The organism is Brevibacterium sp. 239c (assembly GCF_900169365.1).
In the GTDB taxonomy this organism is placed as follows: domain Bacteria; phylum Actinomycetota; class Actinomycetes; order Actinomycetales; family Brevibacteriaceae; genus Brevibacterium.
This window is the reverse complement of record NZ_FXZH01000020.1, coordinates 1-19,024: the sequence shown is the minus strand read 5'-3', so window position 1 is coordinate 19,024 and position 19,024 is coordinate 1. Positions and strand designations below refer to the sequence as shown.

At 60.8% G+C, this 19,024-nt stretch carries 15 protein-coding genes and 1 pseudogene; 9 read left to right on the top strand and 7 right to left on the bottom strand.

All coding sequences use genetic code 11. The annotated features are described in order from the left end of the window. Nucleotides 1–36 precede the first annotated feature (36 nt). Nucleotides 37–543, bottom strand: coding sequence for a peptide deformylase (locus BSP239C_RS16240; RefSeq protein ID WP_101574404.1), 507 nt, complete (start codon nucleotides 541–543; stop codon nucleotides 37–39). Continuing rightward, complete coding sequence (locus BSP239C_RS16235) at nucleotides 536–3,937, bottom strand: pyruvate carboxylase (protein ID WP_101574403.1); 3,402 nt, start codon at nucleotides 3,935–3,937, stop codon at nucleotides 536–538. The genes BSP239C_RS16240 and BSP239C_RS16235 overlap by 8 nt, the downstream gene beginning before the upstream one ends. Before the next feature lie 175 nt (nucleotides 3,938–4,112). On the opposite strand from BSP239C_RS16235, the gene BSP239C_RS16230 reads away from it, so the two are divergent. Further along, the gene (locus BSP239C_RS16230) at nucleotides 4,113–4,928 is read left to right on the top strand and encodes a ParA family protein (RefSeq protein ID WP_101574402.1); all 816 of its coding nucleotides are present in this window, start codon (nucleotides 4,113–4,115) and stop codon (nucleotides 4,926–4,928) included. A 217-nt stretch (nucleotides 4,929–5,145) separates the two neighbouring features. Here BSP239C_RS16230 and BSP239C_RS16225 read toward each other — a convergent pair whose 3' ends face one another. After that, a complete protein-coding gene (locus BSP239C_RS16225) occupies nucleotides 5,146–5,727 on the bottom strand; it encodes a MerR family transcriptional regulator (protein WP_101574401.1) in 582 nt (193 codons plus the stop codon). Between the two features lie 239 nt (nucleotides 5,728–5,966). After that, the gene (locus BSP239C_RS16220) at nucleotides 5,967–6,746 is read right to left on the bottom strand and encodes a 1-acyl-sn-glycerol-3-phosphate acyltransferase (RefSeq protein ID WP_101574465.1); all 780 of its coding nucleotides are present in this window, start codon (nucleotides 6,744–6,746) and stop codon (nucleotides 5,967–5,969) included. An 86-nt stretch (nucleotides 6,747–6,832) separates the two neighbouring features. Here BSP239C_RS16220 and BSP239C_RS16215 point away from each other — a divergent pair, with 86 nt between their 5' ends. Genes BSP239C_RS16215 through BSP239C_RS16205 form a run of 3 tightly spaced genes read left to right on the top strand, consistent with a single transcriptional unit; the run spans nucleotide 6,833 to nucleotide 9,881 of the window. Continuing rightward, nucleotides 6,833–7,624, top strand: coding sequence for a carboxylesterase (locus BSP239C_RS16215; RefSeq protein ID WP_101574400.1), 792 nt, complete (start codon nucleotides 6,833–6,835; stop codon nucleotides 7,622–7,624). A gap of 29 nt (nucleotides 7,625–7,653) precedes the next feature. Beyond that, nucleotides 7,654–8,076: a hypothetical protein gene (locus BSP239C_RS16210; RefSeq protein WP_101574399.1), complete on the top strand. Its 423-nt coding sequence runs from the start codon at nucleotides 7,654–7,656 to the stop codon at nucleotides 8,074–8,076. A gap of 59 nt (nucleotides 8,077–8,135) precedes the next feature. After that, nucleotides 8,136–9,881 (top strand): DEDD exonuclease domain-containing protein, encoded by a 1,746-nt coding sequence (locus BSP239C_RS16205; RefSeq protein ID WP_101574398.1) that lies wholly within the window; start codon nucleotides 8,136–8,138, stop codon nucleotides 9,879–9,881. Here the strand turns inward: BSP239C_RS16205 and trpD are convergent. Beyond that, nucleotides 9,849–10,970 carry an anthranilate phosphoribosyltransferase gene (gene trpD / locus BSP239C_RS16200; RefSeq protein ID WP_101574397.1) on the bottom strand — a complete coding sequence of 374 codons (1,122 nt, stop codon included), beginning with the start codon at nucleotides 10,968–10,970 and terminating at the stop codon, nucleotides 9,849–9,851. The two genes, BSP239C_RS16205 and trpD, sit on opposite strands and share 33 nt — an antisense overlap. 295 nt (nucleotides 10,971–11,265) lie before the next feature. On the opposite strand from trpD, the gene BSP239C_RS16195 reads away from it, so the two are divergent. The 5 genes and pseudogenes from BSP239C_RS16195 to BSP239C_RS16175 form a co-directional block, all read left to right on the top strand. Continuing rightward, entirely contained in the window at nucleotides 11,266–11,835 is a 570-nt protein-coding gene (locus tag BSP239C_RS16195; RefSeq protein WP_101574396.1) for a heme-copper oxidase subunit III, read from the top strand. 57 nt (nucleotides 11,836–11,892) lie between these two features. After that, a complete protein-coding gene (locus tag BSP239C_RS16190) occupies nucleotides 11,893–12,678 on the top strand; it encodes a c-type cytochrome (RefSeq protein WP_101574395.1) in 786 nt (261 codons plus the stop codon). A gap of 49 nt (nucleotides 12,679–12,727) precedes the next feature. After that, nucleotides 12,728–13,771 carry a ubiquinol-cytochrome c reductase iron-sulfur subunit gene (locus tag BSP239C_RS16185; protein ID WP_101574394.1) on the top strand — a complete coding sequence of 348 codons (1,044 nt, stop codon included), beginning with the start codon at nucleotides 12,728–12,730 and terminating at the stop codon, nucleotides 13,769–13,771. Further along, nucleotides 13,768–15,393 carry a ubiquinol-cytochrome c reductase cytochrome b subunit gene (locus BSP239C_RS16180; protein ID WP_101574393.1) on the top strand — a complete coding sequence of 542 codons (1,626 nt, stop codon included), beginning with the start codon at nucleotides 13,768–13,770 and terminating at the stop codon, nucleotides 15,391–15,393. Before BSP239C_RS16185 ends, BSP239C_RS16180 begins: the two co-directional genes overlap by 4 nt. Before the next feature lie 1,167 nt (nucleotides 15,394–16,560). Continuing rightward, nucleotides 16,561–16,752: pseudogene (locus tag BSP239C_RS16175) on the top strand (IS3 family transposase); the annotation flags it as partial. A gap of 52 nt (nucleotides 16,753–16,804) precedes the next feature. On the opposite strand, the gene istB reads toward BSP239C_RS16175, so the two are convergent. Further along, on the bottom strand, nucleotides 16,805–17,578 hold the full coding sequence (gene istB / locus BSP239C_RS16170) for an IS21-like element helper ATPase IstB (protein WP_101574392.1): 774 nt from the start codon (nucleotides 17,576–17,578) through the stop codon (nucleotides 16,805–16,807). Further along, nucleotides 17,575–18,828 (bottom strand): IS21 family transposase, encoded by a 1,254-nt coding sequence (gene istA / locus BSP239C_RS16165; protein WP_101574391.1) that lies wholly within the window; start codon nucleotides 18,826–18,828, stop codon nucleotides 17,575–17,577. The genes istB and istA overlap by 4 nt, the downstream gene beginning before the upstream one ends. Nucleotides 18,829–19,024 lie beyond the last annotated feature (196 nt).

Below are 19,024 nucleotides of genomic sequence, written 5' to 3'. Positions count from 1 at the left end.
TGCTCCTTCTGTTGAGGTGTCTGTTCGTCATTTGCATCACGGCTGTCTGGCGAGGAACCAGTCTGAGCCGCGAATGGCCTTCATGGCCTCTCGTCGACGTTCCTTGGGCAGGGTCTGAACGTAGACCTGACCATCGAGGTGAGCGACCTCGTGTTGGAGCATCTGAGCGAAGACCTCTGTACCCGAGATCTCCACAGGTGAGTTCTCCGCGTCGACACCGCGCACACGAGCGAACTCGTAGCGCGGTGTGGGGAAGAACAGGCCCGGAACTGAGAGGCAGCCTTCCTCGATGTCACGCAGCTCTCCACTGACCTCGACAACCTCGGGGTTGATGACATACCCCGTGCGGCCGTCGAGGTCATAGCCGAATGCCCGCACGCCCACGCCGATCTGCGGTGCCGCCACAGCGGCCCGACCCTCCGGCAGAGACGTGTCGACGAGGTCTTGGGCCAGGGCCTTGAGCCCCTCGTCGAAGACGGTCACCGGTGCACACATACTGCGCAGCACCGGGTCGCCCCACAAGCGGATGTCGCGCTCAGCCACCAATGACCACGACGAGGTCGCCGCCTTCGAGCTGCTGAACGTCGCCGATGGCGATGCGCGAGACCGTGCCGGCCATCTGAGTGGTGATTGAGGCTTCCATCTTCATGGCCTCGATCGTGGCAACGGTCGCGCCGGCCTCGACCTGGTCACCCTCCGATACCTGGAGAGTGACAACGCCTGCAAACGGGCTGGCGACATGACCTGAGTTCGCTGGATCGGCCTTCTCAGCTGCCTTGACGTCACTTTCGACCGCATGATCGCGAACCTGCAGCGGACGCAGCTGACCGTTGAGGGTGAACATCACCGATCGCATGCCTCGCTCGTCGGTGCCGCTGATGGCCTGGACTCCGATGAGGAGATCCTTGCCCTTCGACAGCTCAACCGCGTGCTCCTCGCCGGCAGTCAGGCCGTAGAGGTATTCCGAGGTCTCGACGACGGACAGGTCGCCATAGTTGGCGCGCATCGCCTCGAATTCCTTGGTCGGGCCAGGAAACAGGAGCGAATTGAGCTTGGCCTGTCGTTCGCTGCCCGGCGTCTCCAAAGCTGCCGCATCCTCGGGTGCGAGGTCTTCGGACACAGCTTTATGTGTGCGCCCTGCCAGAGCCTTCGTACGGAACGGCTCTGGCCATCCGCCTGGAGGATCACCGAGGTCGCCGCTGAGGAAGCCGATCACCGAATCCGGAATGTCGAACCTGTCGGGATTCTCTGCGAATTCCTGGGGATCGACGCCGGCACCCACGAGGTGGAGTGCTAGGTCTCCGACGACCTTGGACGAAGGTGTGACCTTGACGAGGTGGCCAAGGATCGCGTCCGCTGCCGCGTACATGCGTTCGATCTCCTCGAACCGCTCCCCCAGGCCCAGCGCCACGGCCTGCTGGCGCAGGTTGGACAGCTGTCCGCCCGGGATCTCGTGCCGGTAGACGCGACCGGTGGGTCCTGCCAGTCCGGACTCGAAGGGTGCATAGACCTTACGGACAGACTCCCAGTACGGTTCGAGATCGCTCACGGCGTTGAGACTGATCTGGGTGTCGCGTTCGGTGTTCTCAAACGCTGCCACCAGAGCGGAGAGGCTCGGCTGACTGGTGGTCCCGGCCATGGCGGCAGAGGCCGCATCGACTGCGTCGGCTCCGGCTGCTGCGGCAGCGCAGAGGGTGGCCAACTGACCACCCGCAGTGTCATGGGTGTGGACATGGACAGGCAGGTCGAAGTTCTCCCGCAGCGCTGTGACGAGCTTCGTCGCAGCAGCAGGGCGAAGGAGACCGGCCATATCCTTGATCGCGAGCACGTGGGCTCCGGCCTCGACGATCTCTTCGGCGAGTTTCAGGTAGTAGTCGAGCGTGTAGAGCTCTTCTCGCGGATCGAGGATGTCGGAGGTGTAGCACAGGGCAACCTCGGCGACCGTGGTGTTCGTGGCCCGGACTGCTTCGATGGCCGGACGCATCTGTTCGACGTCGTTGAGGGCGTCGAAGATGCGGAAGATGTCGATGCCGGTACGTGCTGCCTCGTCGACGAAGGCGTCGGTGACCTGGGTCGGGTAGGGGGTGTAACCGACGGTGTTGCGACCGCGCAGCAGCATCTGGAGGTTGATGTTGGGCACAGCAGTTCGCAGTGCGGCCAATCGCTCCCAGGGGTCCTCGCCGAGGAAGCGCAGTGCCACATCGTAGGTGGCTCCGCCCCAGGCTTCGATGCTCAGCAGCTCCGGTGTCATCCGAGAGATGTGTCCGGCGACGGCCAGCAGGTCACGGGTACGCACGCGGGTGGCGAGCAGAGACTGGTGAGCGTCGCGGAAGGTGGTGTCCGTGACTGCCAACGGAGTCTGGCTCCGCAGCGACTGGGCGAACTCGACAGGACCGACGTCGAGGAGTCGGTCACGACTTCCTGGTGTCGGATCTGTGCTGAGGTCGATGTCGGGAAGTTTCTCCCCCGGACGGATGCGCACATCTGGCTCGCCGTGGGGACGGTTGACGGTGACGCCGGCCAGGTAGTCGAGGATCTTCGAACCGCGATCTGCGCTGACACGAGCGTCGAGCAGATGTGGGCGTTCTTCGATGAATGAGGTGGCGAGGTCGCCTGCGATGAAGGACTCATCTTCCAAGACGGCGCGCAGGAACCCGATGTTCGACGAAACGCCGCGGATTCGGAACTCTGCCAGGGCACGACGTGCACGAGAGATGGCCTGCTCGAAGTCACGTCCACGGCAGGTGAGCTTGACCAGCATCGAGTCGAAGTGTGCGCTGACTGCGGCACCGGCGTGGACGGTTCCACCGTCGAGGCGGACACCGGCACCACCGGCAGAGCGGTAGGCAGTGATGATTCCGGTGTCGGGTCGGAAAGCGTTGGCCGGATCCTCGGTGGTGATGCGGCACTGGAGGGCTGCGCCCTTGATCCGCATGTCTTCCTGGGCCAAACCGATCTCGGCCAGAGTCTCACCGGAGGCGACACGCATCTGCGAGGCGACCAGGTCGATGTCCGTGATCTCCTCGGTGACCGTGTGTTCGACCTGGATGCGCGGGTTCATCTCGATGAAGACGTGCTGACCCTTGCGTGGACCATCGGTCTCGAGGAGGAACTCGACGGTTCCTGCGTTCTGGTAACCCAAGGCCTCGGCGAACTTCAGAGCATCTGTGTGCAGTGCGTCGGCGATGGCCGGGTCCAGGTTCGGAGCTGGCGCGATCTCGACGACCTTCTGGTGACGACGCTGAACGGAGCAGTCACGCTCGAAGAGGTGAATCGCATTCGAGTCGTTGTCGGCGAGGATCTGAACCTCGATGTGACGCGGACGCTGCACGGCCTGTTCGATGAAGACCGTGGGATCTCCGAAGGCTCCCTCGGCCTCGCGCATTGCGGCCTTGAGTGCGTCCTCCAGCTGTGAAGACTGCCCAACGCGGCGCATTCCGCGCCCGCCGCCACCGGCAACGGCCTTGACGAAGAGCGGGTACTCCATGGATTCCGCATCGGCCAGCAGCTGGGCGATGTCGGCTGAGGGGCGAGTCGAGTCAAGTACGGGAATCCCGGCGTTGCGTGCGGCTGTCAGAGCCTGAACCTTATTCCCGGCGAGTTCGAGCACATCGGCCTTGGGGCCGACGAAGGTGATTCCTGCCTCATGGCAGGCTCGCGCCAGGTCCGGATTCTCCGACAGGAAGCCGTAGCCGGGGTAGATGGCGTCGGCGCCGGATTCCTTCGCGACGCGCAGCATCTCTTCGACGCTGAGGTAGGCACGAACTGGGTGCCCTTCCTCGCCGATCATGTAGGCCTCGTCGGCCTTCATTCGGTGTTCGGAGTTCCGATCCTCATAAGGGAAAACAGCGACAGTGGAGGCACCGAGTTCGTACGCTGCACGGAACGCGCGAACGGCAATCTCTCCACGATTTGCCACAAGAACTTTAGAGAACATCTGTGTCTCTCACTTCTGTATCGATCGCTCTACAGCGATGTTCGACGGGCTGTCGAGGAACTACTCTACTCAGTGACCTAGGCCACTCGAATACAGGGGGTCCCATTTTCGCTCGACTGCCACGCCCGGCGTGGTCGTGACTGCTCAGCACGGCCGGATACGTTAACGTAGGAGAGTGCTTGTCCTAAGTATCAGCAGCCTCAAAGGCGGAGTCGGTAAGACGTCCGTGACACTCGGTCTTGCCTCGGCCGCATACAACCGGGGAATTCCGACCTTGGTCGTCGACATGGATCCGCAAGCGGACTCCTCGACCGGCCTCGATGTTCCGACGTCGACGCGTGTCGACATCGCCGATGTACTCGCTGCTCCTAAGTCCCAGAAGATCCTCTCCGAGGCGATCATCCCCTCCGGGTGGGTGGGCGATAAGCTCGGACACCTCGATGTGATCTCCGGCTCGCCCAGAGCCGCGGAGTTCGATCGACCCTCGTTGTCAGAGAGGTACCTCCGACGCCTTGAAGATGCGCTGAGTCGCGTCGCCAAGGGTTATCGGCTCGTACTCATCGACTGTCCGCCCAGCCTCAATGGACTCACACGCACAGCGTGGACGGCCAGCAGTCGGGTTGCCGTCGTGACCGAGCCCAGCCTGTTCTCTGTGGCGGCCGCGGATCGCGCGCTTCGAGCTGCCGACGAACTGCGTCAACGTGGAACTTCGGATATCCAGCCTCTGGGGCTCGTGGTCAACCGGGTTCGCGCGGGTTCGAACGAGCATGACTATCGCATCAGCGAGATGCGGGAGATGTTCGGTCCCCTGGTGCTCAATCCGCCGTTGGCCGAACGTGCTGTGATGCAGCAGGCTCAGGGGTCAGCCCGCCCGATCCACTCGTGGCCCGGGAAGCCAGCAGAAGAAGTCGCGACATCATTCGACTCACTGCTGGAACGTGCTCTGCGCTCGGAGAATATCCGCTCGCGCAAGGCACCTAATAATCAGTAGGTTTCCAGTCATACGCCCAATCTCATCGGGCTAGAATGTGCCACGGCAAGACGTACCTTGCCGTGGCACAGTGTTGTGGAGACGTGGTGCAGTGTCCTAGAGGTCCTGAATGCTGTTGATGAATATGAGTGTGGCCCGTCCTTTCGGACGGGCCACACTCATCATTCCCCCATGGTGTCCCGTTAAGGGACTGCCCGTTATTCGGGCAACATGCTGTTCAGCCGAGTTTCTGAGCTCTTCGCTGTGCGAGTTCATCCATTTCGACGCTGACGGAATCGTCTTCGGGAAGCCGTTCGCTCGGCAGTTCGGAGAGGCTGCCTTCGACTTCGTTCCAGACACGTCCAACGGCAATGCCGAAGACGCCCTGTCCGCCTTGCAGGAGGTCGACGACCTCATCGGGCGAGGTGCATTCGAAGACGCTCGCACCGTCTGACATCAGGGTGATCTGTGAAAGGTCTCGGACGCCGCGCGAACGCAGGTGGTCGACTGCGGTACGGATCGACTGCAGTCCGACGCCGGTGTCGAGGAGACGCTTGACGATCTTGAGTACGAGGATGTCACGGAAGCTGTAGAGCCGCTGGCTGCCTGATCCCGTTGCATTGCGGATCGATGGGGTCACCAGGTCGGTGCGCGCCCAGTAATCGAGACGGCGGTAGCTGATGCCGACGACCTTGCACACCGTTGGACCACGGTAGCCAGCCTCTTCGTCGAGGACCGGCAGATCGTCGTCGAACAACAGTCCTTGAGCGGCTGGTGGTATTGGCGTCGGCTCGACGCTTTCATGACTTGAGCGGTTCACACCGACTCCTCCTTATAGTCCCTGGGGGAAGCGAGGTCGCTTTGAAGGGCAGAGAACATATCCATTCTAGCTCTCTTCTCAGCGAACCTACAGTGGGATTCAACATCTCCAAGCTATTCTCCCCGGGCTTCCAGGACAAACACCTCAAGGTAACAATTTCTGCGTGTCGCCGTTATCGCAGTATTCGAACACCTGATTCATGGTCGAACGAGGGGTTCGCAACCCGGTTGGCGACGCACTCAGTCAGCCTCAGGCTGTGCTGGGCCGTCGGTGCCAGCAGTAGGCCCCTGGGGCTTTTCATCCCCCGGTTTCCGTGCCTCTGCCTTCTTTGCCTTGGAACTGGTGAGGAGTTTGGTTTTGACGCTCGATGCGTATTTGTCGACGTACTCCTGCCCCGACAGTCGCATGATCTCATACATGATCTCGTCGGTGACCGAGCGAAGAAGGAACCTGTCGTTCGGAAGCCCCTCATATTTGGAGAAGTCCATCGAGGACCCGAATACGATGCCCACGCGCCGGAACTTCGGGATCAGGCGACCAGGGGGCTGAATCTTGTCCGTGCCGATGATCGCGACTGGAATGACCGGGGCGCCAGACTCGAGGACCAGGCGGGCGACGCCGGTTCGGCCCCGGTAAAGCTTGCCGTCCGGTGACCGGGTGCCCTCCGGATAGATACCCAGGGAGTTGCCCTCCCGCAGGACCTTGAGACCGGATTCCAGGGATGCCTGGGACCCGGATCCCCCTGCCCTGTCCATCGGCAGCTGATTGTTGAGTTTGAAGAACCAGCGGGTGACGGCTCCCTTGAGCCCGCGTCCCGTGAAATAGTCCTTCTTCGCCAGGTAGACGACCGGTCGTGGTGCCAGCAGAGGCACGAAGATCGAATCCATGAAGTGGTTGTGATTTCCCGCGATGATCGCAGGCCCATCGGACGGGAGATTGTCCAGCCCACGCACCCAAGGGCGGAAGAGGATCCGCAGAATGGGTCCGGCCACGACTCGCTTGAGAAACCAGTAGAACACGAGCACCCTTCCCTGTCACGACTCTTTGTCGTCCTCGGACATCATATATCGACACCATCACCGCACATTCATGCCATGCTGAAGCTATGGAGATCGACTACTCGCCACAATCGGTGCCGACTGCACCTTACCGGCAGATTGTTCCGGACTCTTCGTCTGCGGTGCTCTTTCTCCATGGAATCACGGGTTCTGCTGCCGCGTGGTTCCCGATCGCACGGAGTATAAGTCAGTACGGAATCAGTGTCAGCGTGCCATTGCTTCCTGGTCACGGTACGCGTTGGCAGGACCTCAATGCCACGCCCTGGTCCGATTGGCTCGACGCAGCGAGGGCAGAGCTGAAAACGCTGTCCCACACTCATTCCCGGGTGGTGGTGGCCGGATTGTCGATGGGCGGTGCACTGGCATTGGCGCTGGGGGCCGGCGATTCGCCCCCCGACGAACTCGTCCTCATCAATCCGGCCCTCTACATCGATTCCCCACTGACACCGTTGCTGCCGGTCCTCAAACACTTCGTCGCCTCGGTGCCGGCGATCGCCGGAGATATCGAGCATCCGGACCGCTGTGAATATGCCTACGACCGCACACCTGTCTCCGCCATCGCCTCGTTCGCATCGGCACAGAAGACTCTGCGCGAAGATCTCTGGCGGATCGAGTGCCCGGTCACTCTCTTCGTCTCCGGCCGTGACGGCGTAGTCGGGCCACGTACGCTCCGGACCTTGAGGTCGCGCCTGCCGCAGCGACCGACGATCCTCTCGCTGCGTCGGTCCAAGCACGTCGCCACCTTGGACAATGATGCCCACACCATCGCCGAGGCGATCCTGCAGAAGGTTGCATCCGCCGATCGTGCATCGACAGACACCCCCGGAGTCGGGGAATAGAGACACCGAGAAGATTGCTGATAGAGAACATGGACGACGAGAAGAACGAGGACTGGCGCGACGAGGTTCCGGAATCGGAGCGACTCGGCGATTCCTCGCGCATCAGTGACAGTCACTGGGAAGATCTCGTCAATCAGATTGCCGAACCCAGCGCGTTCATGGGCGATATGCCCGTCGAAGAAGTAAGGGAGCGGCTCGAAGAGGAAGAAGGGTGGGAACCCGGACCGGCCGAGCCCATCGGCTGGCGCACCGCCTCGCCGACTCTGGTGCTCTCTGTGGTCGCCACGTTCGGGGCTGTCCTGCTGCTGGTCCTCGGCGCGATCTTCTTCCGACCTCTGCCCGGGTGGTTTCTGCTGATCGGCATCACCGTCTGCCTCGGCGGAGCAGTCGGACTCTTCTTTCATCTCCCAACGAGCCGAACCTCCGACGGAGACAACGGCGCGTCGGTCTGATGCCGCTGTCGAATGCCCGACGTCCTTCTGTGTCAGGGGCGAGTGGAAGACTGGGGAGCATGTCCACCCCGTTTGACCGTATTCCGACAGCCATTGAGTCCTCGCAGCTGTCGTTCGACAGTCTTGGCACCCCGCTCCACGAGGTCACCTTCGTCATCGTCGACCTGGAGACCACCGGCACGACCGCCGGGAAGTCGGAGATCACAGAGATCGGAGCGGTCAAGACCTGCGGCGGCGAAGTCCTCGGCGAGTTCCAATCTTTGGTCAAACCTGAGGAATCGGTCATCAGCCCGTTTGTGGCACGCCTGACCGGAATCACACATGCAATGGTCGACGATGCACCTTCCATCCGTTCAGTGCTGCCCAGCTTCCTCGAGTTCTCCGCCGGCGCAGTTCTCGTTGCACACAATGCCCCCTTCGACATCGGCTTCCTCCGATCAGCCTGCGAGAAGCTCGACTATCACTGGCCCCAGCCGAGAGTCCTAGATACCGTCACCCTGTCGCGGCGAGTGGTCAGTCGCGATGAGGTCCGCAACCACAAGCTCTCAACTCTCGCCGCACACTTCGGGACCGAAGTCTCTCCCGACCACCGGGCACTCTCCGACGCCAAGGCCACTGGGGAAGTTCTGCATCGAGTGCTCGAACGATTCGGCGGCTACGGCATCACGACTCTCGAAGAATTGGCGACGGTGCGTCAGGCAGGGTGGGCCAAGCGCCAAGCCAAATCGCATCTGGCCAAGGGAGTTCCGTCAGAACCGGGCGTCTACATGTTCCTCGATGGAACTCGCCGGGTCCTCTATATCGGCAAGTCGGGCAATATGGCTCGCCGAGTCCGCGGGTACTTCAATGCTTCGGAAAATCGCGGCCGGATGGCCGAGATGATCACAGCAGCGCAAGAAGTCAGCTGCCTTCCGTGCGTGCACGCGCTTGAGGCCGAGGTCAGAGAGATTCGACTGATCGGAGAGCTCGCCCCGCCTTATAACCGTCGTTCGAAGAACCCCGAACGCAATTCCTGGATCGTGCTCAGCGACGAGGCCTACCCCCGACTCTCAGTTGTCCGGTCGAACACGGCGTTGGAGAAGTCACCGGCAACTCCCCTGGGTCCGTTCCGGTCACGAAAAACGGCTCAAGCGGTGAAGGAGCTCCTCGATACCCTGTACCCGGTCAAAAGGTGCACGGCGAAGATCACAGCCGCCAACATTGCATCTCACCGTCCGTGTGTAAGTTCTCAAGTCGGCCAATGCGGAGGCCCCTGCGCCGGGGTGACCGACAAACAGGCCTACCTCGCCGACATCACGGAGCTGTTCGCTGCCATGGACGGCGACTTCTCATCGCTGCGCAGTCTGTGTACACAGCGCATGGCGAGACTGGCCACCGAAGCCAGATACGAAACAGCCGCCGAGGTCCGTGATGCCATGCGTGCGGCACTCTCAAATGCCGCACGGGCCGAGTCTGTTCGTGCGTTGCGTGACCTGCCTGAGGTTCTCGCCTACCGCCCAGGAGCCGAAGGCGGGTTCGATCTCGCTGTCATCCGACATGGGAAGCTGGCGGCAGCCGCACACACTCGAGGTACGCGGGGCATAGATGAGAGCTTCACCGCCATCCGTGCGACCGCGGAATGGGTTCAGGCCCCAGGGAGACTTCCGGCAGTATCCGACCCTCTGCCAGAAGAGACCCGGCTCCTGGCCCAATGGCTGCAGTCCGCGACCTCGACCTCGATGGAGGGAGCCTGGTCGCTCCCCCGCACCGGGGCCAACTTCCACGCGCAGGAGTCAGGAACGGTTCGTCTCGGCGACCCGGTGTGAGACCTCGATCAGCTGATCGAGCTTCTTCGCACCGAGACCGGCATCGACCGTTTCCTCTGCAATGGTGACCTTCGCCGCCATCCGCTCGGTCAGACTCCCCACCGCTGACTCATCGGCTGCGACGAGCGCCGCTGCCGTATTGATGAGGACGATGTCACGTACCGCCGACTTCTCCCCGTTGAGTACGGACCGAGTGATATCGGCATTCTGCTCGGGCCCGCCACCGCGCAGATCGTTTTTGGTGACGCGTTCAAAGCCCAGGTCCAAGGCATCGAACGTCATATGTTCGACCTCGCCGTGTCGAATCTCCCACACATCGTTGACGTCGGTGTTGCTCAGTTCGTCCAGACCGTCGCGTGATCGGAATACGAGCGCCTGGTGCCCCCGCTTGGCTAAGGTACCGACGACTAGGGGAGCCATCTGGGCATCAGCGACGCCGATCGCGGTGTGACGGGCACGCGCCGGATTCGTCAGTGGTCCCAGGATGTTGAAGGCGGTCGGCACACTGATCTGACGACGTACTGCCGCCACGAATTGCATCGAGGGATGGAAGACGTTGGCGAAGCAGAACGCCAGACCGACTTCCTTTGCGATGATTCCTGTCTGTTCCGGCGTGATGTCGAAGCGAACTCCGAGAGCTTCGAGCACATCGGCAGAGCCGGAGGCAGACGACGTCGCGCGGTTACCGTGCTTGACGACGCGCTGACCGCTGGCAGAGATGATCATCGCCGCGGTTGAGGAGATGTTGGCGGTCTTCGCCCGATCACCGCCTGTGCCGACGATGTCGACGGAGTCCTCGAGACCTGGCAACCGCACCGCGTGCTCCATCATGGCGGAGACCAAGCCGGCTATTTCGGCGACAGTCTCACCTTTCGTATGGTGGGCCGCGAGAAATGCGGCCATTGTCACATCGGGAGTCTGACCCGACATGATCTGGTCCATCGCCCATGCAGCAGCTGTCTCATCGAGATCCTGCTGGTGCATGAGTGCCATAAGGAGATCGGGCCAGCTGTACGTCGCGCCCTGAAATGCGGATCGGAACCCGGAATCCAGTGTTTCCGTGGCTGTCGTACGCGGTGTCTCCGTCATCCGAATGAACTCTCCTTAAGGGACTTCCACCACCTCTGACTACGAGTGACTACGAGGTGGAACTTACCTGCGGCATCTTATCCTGTCTTCGACACGCGGGGGCCAGCCGGTCCGAATACGAGATTCCGGCATCAAATCAAGGGTTTCGCTACATCGTGTAGAAAAATATTCACCGAATGCTGGGTAAAAGATGAAAACTTACCCCGAGACGAGTAATAATGGGGTTGTGTCAACTGCCACTGCATCTCAAACAGCGCCAGCACATCCGGTTGTCAATCGTCCGAATGTGACCACGGTGGGCTTCATCGTGTTCCTCGCGAGCGACCTGATGTTCTTTGCCGCGCTCTTCGCCATGTACTTCACCATTCGATCCGTCGTGCCGGAATTATGGGAGACCCAGACTGAGGTCCTCGATATTCCATATGCGCTCGGCAACACGCTCATCTTGGTGTCGTCTTCATTTACCTGCCAGCTGGGCGTCTTCGCAGCAGAGAAGTTCCGGCCGCGCCGGACGGGATCTCTGTTAAACATCGCCAAATGGGGGATGGTCGAGTGGTTCTACCTCACCTTCCTCCTTGGTGCGATCTTCGTCTCCGGTCAGGTAATGGAATACGCCACCCTGGTCAGCGAGGGCATCGCCATCAACACTGATGGCTATGGCTCTGTCTTCTACCTGACCACCGGGTTCCACGGTATCCACGTGACCATCGGACTCATCTGCTTCCTGCTCGTGATCGGACGAGCATACGGAGCAAAGAAGTTCGGTCATCATGAGGCCACATTCGCGATTTGCGTGTCCTACTACTGGCACTTCGTCGACGTCGTCTGGGTCGGTCTCTTCGGAGTCATCTACCTCCTCCAGTAGTCGGCTCGAGATGCTCGGCCATTCGGACTCACAACATATTAAGCAAAGGACGATCACGTGAAGCTTTTAGCAGATCGCCGCAGGCATCCAATGGCACTGGTTGTGCTGCTCTTGGTGGCCCTGCTGATGACTGGCGGAGCCTACGCACTCTTCACCCAGACCTCGAGCGCCAAGGCAGATACAGCCAGCGCATCGGACGTCGACGAAGGCAAGAAGCTCTTTGCCGCGAACTGTGCAACATGCCACGGGCTCAGCGGCGAGGGCTCGAAATCCGGACCGGGCCTCATCGGAGTCGGCGCAGCAGCTGTCGACTTCCAGGTCGGAACCGGACGCATGCCGCTGCAGGCGAATGGACCGCAGGCACGTGTCAAGGAACCTCAGTTCGATGAGGAGCAGACGGCTCAGCTCGCTGCCTACGTTGCGTCGCTTGGCCCTGGCCCTGCGGTACCTGAGGGCGAGGACCTCGACGCGTCGAAGGGCGATCCTGCCGTCGGCGGCAGTCTCTTCCGCACCAACTGCGCCATGTGCCACAACGTGGTCGGCGCCGGTGGTGCCCTGACCCGAGGCAAGTACGCTCCAAACCTGTCGGATGTATCCGAGAAGCATATGTACGAAGCCATGCAGACCGGTCCGCAGAACATGCCAATCTTCAACGACGCAAACCTGACTCCCGACGATAAGCGCGACGTGATCGCCTATGTCAAAGAGGTCTCGGATACTCCCTCACCCGGTGGCTTCAAGCTGGGATCACTGGGACCTGTGGCTGAAGGCCTCTTCATCTGGTTCTTCGGACTCAGCGCAGTCATCGGACTGACAGTATGGCTGTCATCCAGGGCAAAGTGAGTCAGTCAATGTCGTTCAGTAACCACCACGAGAAAAGACGGGGAATTCAATGACCTCGAAAGACCACTTCGGCGGCGGCAGCCAGCTCGAGGAGTTGAATGGGTTCACGAACCCGGGGCTGCCGGAACACAAGCCCCGGCTCGCTGACCGTGATCCGAAAGCCGCGAAGGTCGCCGAACGCCAGGTTGCGTTGTGGTTCGTCCTGTCGATGGTCGGAACCATCTGGTTCATCGTCGCCTACTTCCTGTTCACCCCTGGCGAGACCATGCAGAGCATTCGACTCCACAACACCTCCATCGGCCTCGGCGCCGCGGTAGCGATGTTCTCCATCGGTGTCGGTGCTGTGCTGTGGGCGAAGAACCTCATGAGTGATCATGAGGGCATCGACGAGCGCCACGACATCGGCGGCAGCGAAGAAGATCAGGCTGTCGCCCTGGAGATTCTTCACCAGGCGAAGGAAGAGTCCGGGATCGCCCGACGCCCTCTCCTGCGCAATACGCTGATCGCCGCATTGGCCATCGCTCCCCTGCCTGCAGTTCTCGTCTTCCGTGACCTGGGCCCACTGCCCGGTGACAAGATGTTCAACACGCTCTGGGGCAAAGGCGTTCGCCTGATCCAGGATCCGGGCGGCATTCCATCGGTAGAATCTGAACGACCGATCAAGGCAGACGACATCACCATCGGCTCGGCGTACCATGTGCTGCCAGCCGGCATCGGCGACGAAGAGAATGCCGAGCACCCTCTTGAGGAGAAGGCGAAGGCTGCTGTTCTGCTCATGCGCATCGATCCTAAGGAACTCAAAGAGGATCCGGATCGCAAGGAGTGGTCGCACGACGGCATCGTCGCGTATTCCAAGATCTGCACCCATGTCGGTTGCCCCGTTGCACTCTATGAGCACCAGACGCACCACCTGCTCTGCCCGTGCCACCAGTCGACGTTCGATGTGACCGAACACTGCAAGGTCATCTTCGGCCCGGCCAAGCGTCCACTGCCGCAGCTGCCGATCTCGGTCGACAGCGACGGCTACCTGGTCGCGCAGTCAGACTTCCCTGAGCCCGTCGGTCCTACGTTCTGGGAGATCAATCACCCATGAGTACTACACAACCCACAACCACCATCGGGAAGGCCGCGAACTTCGCCGAGACTCGAGTCGGGGCTTCGGTCCTCGTGCGCGAGTTCGGACGGAAGATCTTTCCTTCCCACTGGTCGTTCATGCTCGGTGAGGTCGCTCTCTACAGCTTCGTCATCGTTATCCTCTCCGGAACGTTCCTGACCTTCTTCTTCACCCCCGCAATGGGAGAGATGCACTACGAAGGTCCTTGGGCTCCACTGCGCGGCATCGAGATCTCAGAGGCGTACAACTCGACCTTGGCGATCTCCTTCGAGATCCGCGGCGGTCTGTTCATCCGCCAGATGCACCACTGGGGTGCGCTGCTCTTTGTTGCCGCACTCAGCATTCACATGCTGCGCGTGTTCTTCACCGGTGCGTTCCGTCGCCCTCGCGAGCTCAACTGGATCGTCGGTGTGCTCCTGGTCATCATGGGTATGGCGGCTGGCTTCACCGGCTACTCGCTGCCCGATGATCTCCTGTCAGGTAACGGTCTGCGAATCATTGACGGCATCGTCAAGTCACTGCCTTTGGTCGGAACGTATATGTCGTTCTTCATCTTCGGCGGTGAGTTCCCCGGCAATGACATTGTGGCCCGGCTCTATTCGCTCCACATTATGATCGTGCCCGCACTGCTGATCGCTCTGATCGGTATCCACTTGGTGTTCGTGGTCGTGCATAAGCACACGCAGTACCCCGGTGCAGGCAACACCGAGAAGAATGTGGTCGGCGAGCCTGTTCTGCCGACATTCGCAGCGAAGGGAGGAGGATTCTTCTTCCTCATCTTCGGCCTGGTGGCACTGATCTCGGCACTGTTCACGATCAACCCGATCTGGAACTACGGCCCGTATGATCCATCACCAGTGTCTGCAGGCACCCAGCCTGACTGGTATATCGGTTGGGCCGACGGATTCCTGCGCATTGTTCCCGGTTGGCTCGAGTTCTACATTGCCGGTTGGCCGATCTCGTTGAATATCAACAGCGCGGTCGTTGTCATGGGCGGTGTCTTCGGCGCCATGTTCATCTATCCGTTCTTCGAGTCCTGGTTGATGAAGGACAAGCGCGAGCACCACATCTTGGATCGTCCACGCAACAACCCGACGCGTACAGCCATCGGTGTTGCAGGCATCATCTTCTACTGCAACATGTGGGCTGCAGCTTCGGGCGATATTGTTGCTGTGTTCTTCCAGATGTCACTGAACGACATGATCTACATTTTCCGAATTCTGTTCTTCCTTGGACCGATCTTCGGCTACATGATCACGAAACGTGTGTGCATCGGCCTGCAGCGCAAGGATCGCGAGATTGCACTGCACGGGCGGGAGACGGCCAACATCATCCGACTCCCCCACGGCGAGTTCCTTGAGCGGCACGAGGCTCTGCCTCCACACAAACTGTGGAAGCTGACAGGATTTGAATCGCCTATGTACACGCCTGCGGAGCCGAACGCGGAGGGTAAGATCACCGGACTCGAGAAGTTCCGTGCGAAGCTTTCCAAGTTCTTCTTCGAAGACCGTGTCGCTCCGGTGACGAAGCAGGAGCTCGAAGCCTCGCATCACCACCATGATTCGGTTGAATCAGACACTCACAACCAGATCGGTCACTGATCGAGCCAGAGTTCCAATCTCGGCGCCCTGAGAAAGCGGGCGATTGATCGAGGGGTCCAGCATCAATGCTGGACCCCTCTTTCGTACCCACGGGGCTCTCCCTCCCATCAGTTCCGCTCGGCGGCCAAAGAGAATTTCCAATACGCCATGAAGCCATGCCCGTACGGTGCCCGGTCTGTCTGAGAATGCGGGCGCACAAACAGGGTGCAGCTGGCGGAAGAGTGGATCACCTGTGAACAGTGCCGTCGCAGAGTGCGGTCCGATTCAGCCACGTCACGATGCCACCTCATGCCTCCAGGAGGGCCGCGCTGCATTGCGTTGGACTGAGGTGCACTCCGTTGGACTCGGCTGCGCTGCATCGGGCTCCGCCTATTCTGCACAGCGAACTGCCTCAGCGCCCCGCTGCTCGAGTGACCCCTGTGCCTTAGAGAATTCACCGCGTAATGAGTGGGTTAGACTCTGCCATCTCGGACGGCGGCCGATTGCGGGTACTCATCCCCTTGGTGCTAGATTCCGTCTGCATCTGCCCACCCGCTGAGACTGCCGGCTGTCGAGAATTCTCCTGCCAGCTTCGTGCCTGGGCCGGTGAGCTCGTTGTGCCTGGTGGTCACGACCAATCACGAGGAGTGGATGGGCAGAAATCGTGGCCGCCCGTGGGCAGTTCTCTTGGCCACTGGTGGGCAATTCTCGTGACCCCCTATGGGCATTTCCTACCGACTGTTGACAGCTGACGACCGCTGGGCGAATGCCGCTGAAGAAGATGACGGACGTTCCATAGACCCTGAAGTGCCGTCTCCTCGCGCTCTGAGCAACAGGAAGCGCCCCCTATTGGGCTTTGGGCTGTAGGCCGCGCCTGCATCCGCTGGGATGATCGTCAGGTGCTGCGACGGCCGTGCCTCTGACTCGACGAACGCCGAAGTAGTTGCCGACCCAAATCATGGCTGACGAGGGACCTGTACGGGGCTGGTGAAGTCGCCCCGACAGTTTCCCCAGTGCGGCGTCGTTAAGACCACCCAGCGTTGTACAAAGCGACAAGCGGGTGATCCCAGCCCGACTTCGATGTCAGCGGTCACTACATAGTGCCCCTGGTTGGGTCCCCGAGTAGGAGTCCGGTGACTATGTGAGTTTCGCATCCGATAATGGATGCAAGGAGGAAATTCACAGATCATGGCACGTAGACATACCCCGGATCAGGTCATCGCGAAAGTGCGTCAGGGCCAGAAGATGCTCAATGAAGGTCGCCCGATGATCGAGGTCATCAAGGAGCTGCAGATCACCGAGGCGACCTGGTATCGGTGGCTTCAGCAGTACGGGTCCGAGAAGAACGCCACGCAGTGTCAACGACGGCTGAAAATTGACCCCGTAGCGACGGATGAATTGTGACCCCTCTTCATTGGTTGATCAATCAGTTTCAGTTGGTTTCGGTCAGCAGCTCACGCCGCGTCTTCGTCCGGTAGGACTCCCCGTCCAGGGGCAGGACCTCGGCATGGTGGACCAGGCGATCGATCATAGCTGACGCGACGATATCGTCGCCGAAGACCTCGCCCCATCGCCCGAAGGACAGGTTCGAGGTGATCAGGATTGATCCCTGCTCGTAGCGGGCAGCGACGAGTTGGAAGAACAGGTTCGCTGTCTGCGCATCGAAGGGCAGGTACCCGAGCTCATCGATGATGAGCAACCGGTACCGACGCAAACGCTTCAGCTCCTTCTCGACTCCGGCCCCGCTGTTATGCGCGGCAGCTAACCGGTCGGCCCATCCTGTGGCCGTGTCGAACGCGACAGGATACCCGGCATGGCAGGCTTTGATCCCCAATCCGATCCCCAGATGGGTCTTACCCACCCCAGGCGGGCCCAGCAGGATCACGTTCTCGGCCTTGGCAACGAACCCACACGACGCCAGATGTGCCAGCACGTCTCGGCGCAGTCCCGGCTGGTAGTCGGTGTTGAAGTCCTCGAGTGTCTTCACCGCCGGGAAATGAGCACCAGCGACGCGCAGTGCTGTGCCGTTGGCTTCCCGGTCAGTGACTTGTCGCTCGAGGACCGCGGCGAGATATTCCTCGTGCGACCACCCCTGGTCACGGGCGGTGGCCGCCAGCTCGGCGTAGACCCGCCCGATCGTCGGAGTTTTCAGCGCTTTGACCAGATGTCCCAGCGTCGACTCGATCCGCACCCCCGTCCCGCTCATGCCACTGCCTCCGCGTCGCCGGACACAATGGTTGTCTCGAGTCCGAACACACTGTCATAGGTGGTCAACTTCCGTGTGGGAACCTCAATGCCTCGCGGTTCGACCACTGGCCTGAGCGGACGAGCCGAGTACTGGGCGCGCAAGCGTTTCGCGACCTGAACATGCGTGTCGTCTCTGATCACCTGATGGTGATCCCAACACCGATCATGATCGGCGACCAGCTGCCCCTCACAGGTCACACGCACCCTCGTCGGCGTCGCGATGACATCGACGAGTCTGCCGACATGACGTGGGTCAACGGAGTAATCGTTGCTATCAAGGCGCACATAGTAGTCCCGGAGCAGACGCACCCTGGTCCTCAGCCCTGTCGTCGGGGCATGCGGCGGCAGAGGTGTCATGGCGTCGAGCTCTTCGTCAAGCTTCTCCACAGGACGGGCGCCCAGCGAACGCACCTTTCGAGTATTCGCGGTGGCCTGGATCCACTCGCTCAGTTGCGTGTTGAAATCGGTCGGGGACGTGAAATTACGGCCGGGTAGGAACGAGGTTTCGAAGTAACCGTTGTTGCGTTCAGTCATGCCTTTGAACTCCGGATCCCTCGCCGGGGCGATGACCATGCGAGTGGCCAACGTGCCGGCGAACGCGGCCACCGGGTCCAACGGTTTGCCCTTCGGCGCGATCGCGGCCTCCCGGTCCCAGATGAGCGTCTTCGGCGTCGCCCCGACCGACTCGATGAGTTGCCACATACCGGCCAGCAGGTCCCCGGACTGCCTGGATGGCAGCATCACCGCGGACAGGAACCTCGAGAACGTCAACGTCATCACCAGCACCGGCAGCATCAGCGTGTTGCCCCACCCGGTGGGGATCCGGGGTTCGGGGAACCACAGGTCCATCTGCGCTGCTTGTCCGGGTTCGTGGACCAAACGGTCAGCCGGGTCGATGCCGACGTACTCGGGACGGACGTCGCGCAAACGGTCCTTGAGGACCGTCAACGAATGAGGAAAGTGAATGCGTTCGGCGATGACGGTTGCTGGCATCGTCGGATAGTCTCGCAACAGCTTCCGAATCTCGGTCTCGTACGCATCGACGACCGAACCGGTGGGCTTACGCGTGTAGCGGGGCGGCTCGGTTGCTGCCAGTGCTGCTCGCACAGTGTTTCTCGCAATTCCGAGACGTCGAGCGATCTCCTTGATCGGAACGTTCTCGGCATTATGTAGTCGGCGTATCTCGGCCCAGTTCTCCATCGTGATCATGCCTCCTAGCATGCGACAGGGGGTCAGTTTTCACTCGTCGTCTAGGGGTCATTATTCACGCGTCGTTGACACGCAGACCAAAGCGGTCAAGGACCTCGAGAAAGAAAACGCCCGATTGAAGAAGCTGGTGGCGGAAAAGGAACTGGCCATCGACATTTTGAACGAGGTGGCGCGGGGAAAATTCTGAGCCCCGAAC

What these genes read in the sequence shown, in the direction of transcription:
- BSP239C_RS16235 (WP_101574403.1), bottom strand. Translation starts at nt 3,937, where the DNA reads ATGTTCTCTAAAGTTCTTGTGGCAAATCGTGGAGAGATTGCCGTTCGC.
- BSP239C_RS16215 (WP_101574400.1), top strand. Translation starts at nt 6,833, where the DNA reads ATGGAGATCGACTACTCGCCACAATCGGTGCCGACTGCACCTTACCGG.
- BSP239C_RS16210 (WP_101574399.1), top strand. Translation starts at nt 7,654, where the DNA reads ATGGACGACGAGAAGAACGAGGACTGGCGCGACGAGGTTCCGGAATCG.
- BSP239C_RS16205 (WP_101574398.1), top strand. Translation starts at nt 8,136, where the DNA reads ATGTCCACCCCGTTTGACCGTATTCCGACAGCCATTGAGTCCTCGCAG.
- trpD (WP_101574397.1), bottom strand. Translation starts at nt 10,970, where the DNA reads ATGACGGAGACACCGCGTACGACAGCCACGGAAACACTGGATTCCGGG.
- BSP239C_RS16185 (WP_101574394.1), top strand. Translation starts at nt 12,728, where the DNA reads ATGACCTCGAAAGACCACTTCGGCGGCGGCAGCCAGCTCGAGGAGTTG.
- BSP239C_RS16180 (WP_101574393.1), top strand. Translation starts at nt 13,768, where the DNA reads ATGAGTACTACACAACCCACAACCACCATCGGGAAGGCCGCGAACTTC.
- istB (WP_101574392.1), bottom strand. Translation starts at nt 17,578, where the DNA reads ATGAGCGGGACGGGGGTGCGGATCGAGTCGACGCTGGGACATCTGGTC.
- istA (WP_101574391.1), bottom strand. Translation starts at nt 18,828, where the DNA reads ATGATCACGATGGAGAACTGGGCCGAGATACGCCGACTACATAATGCC.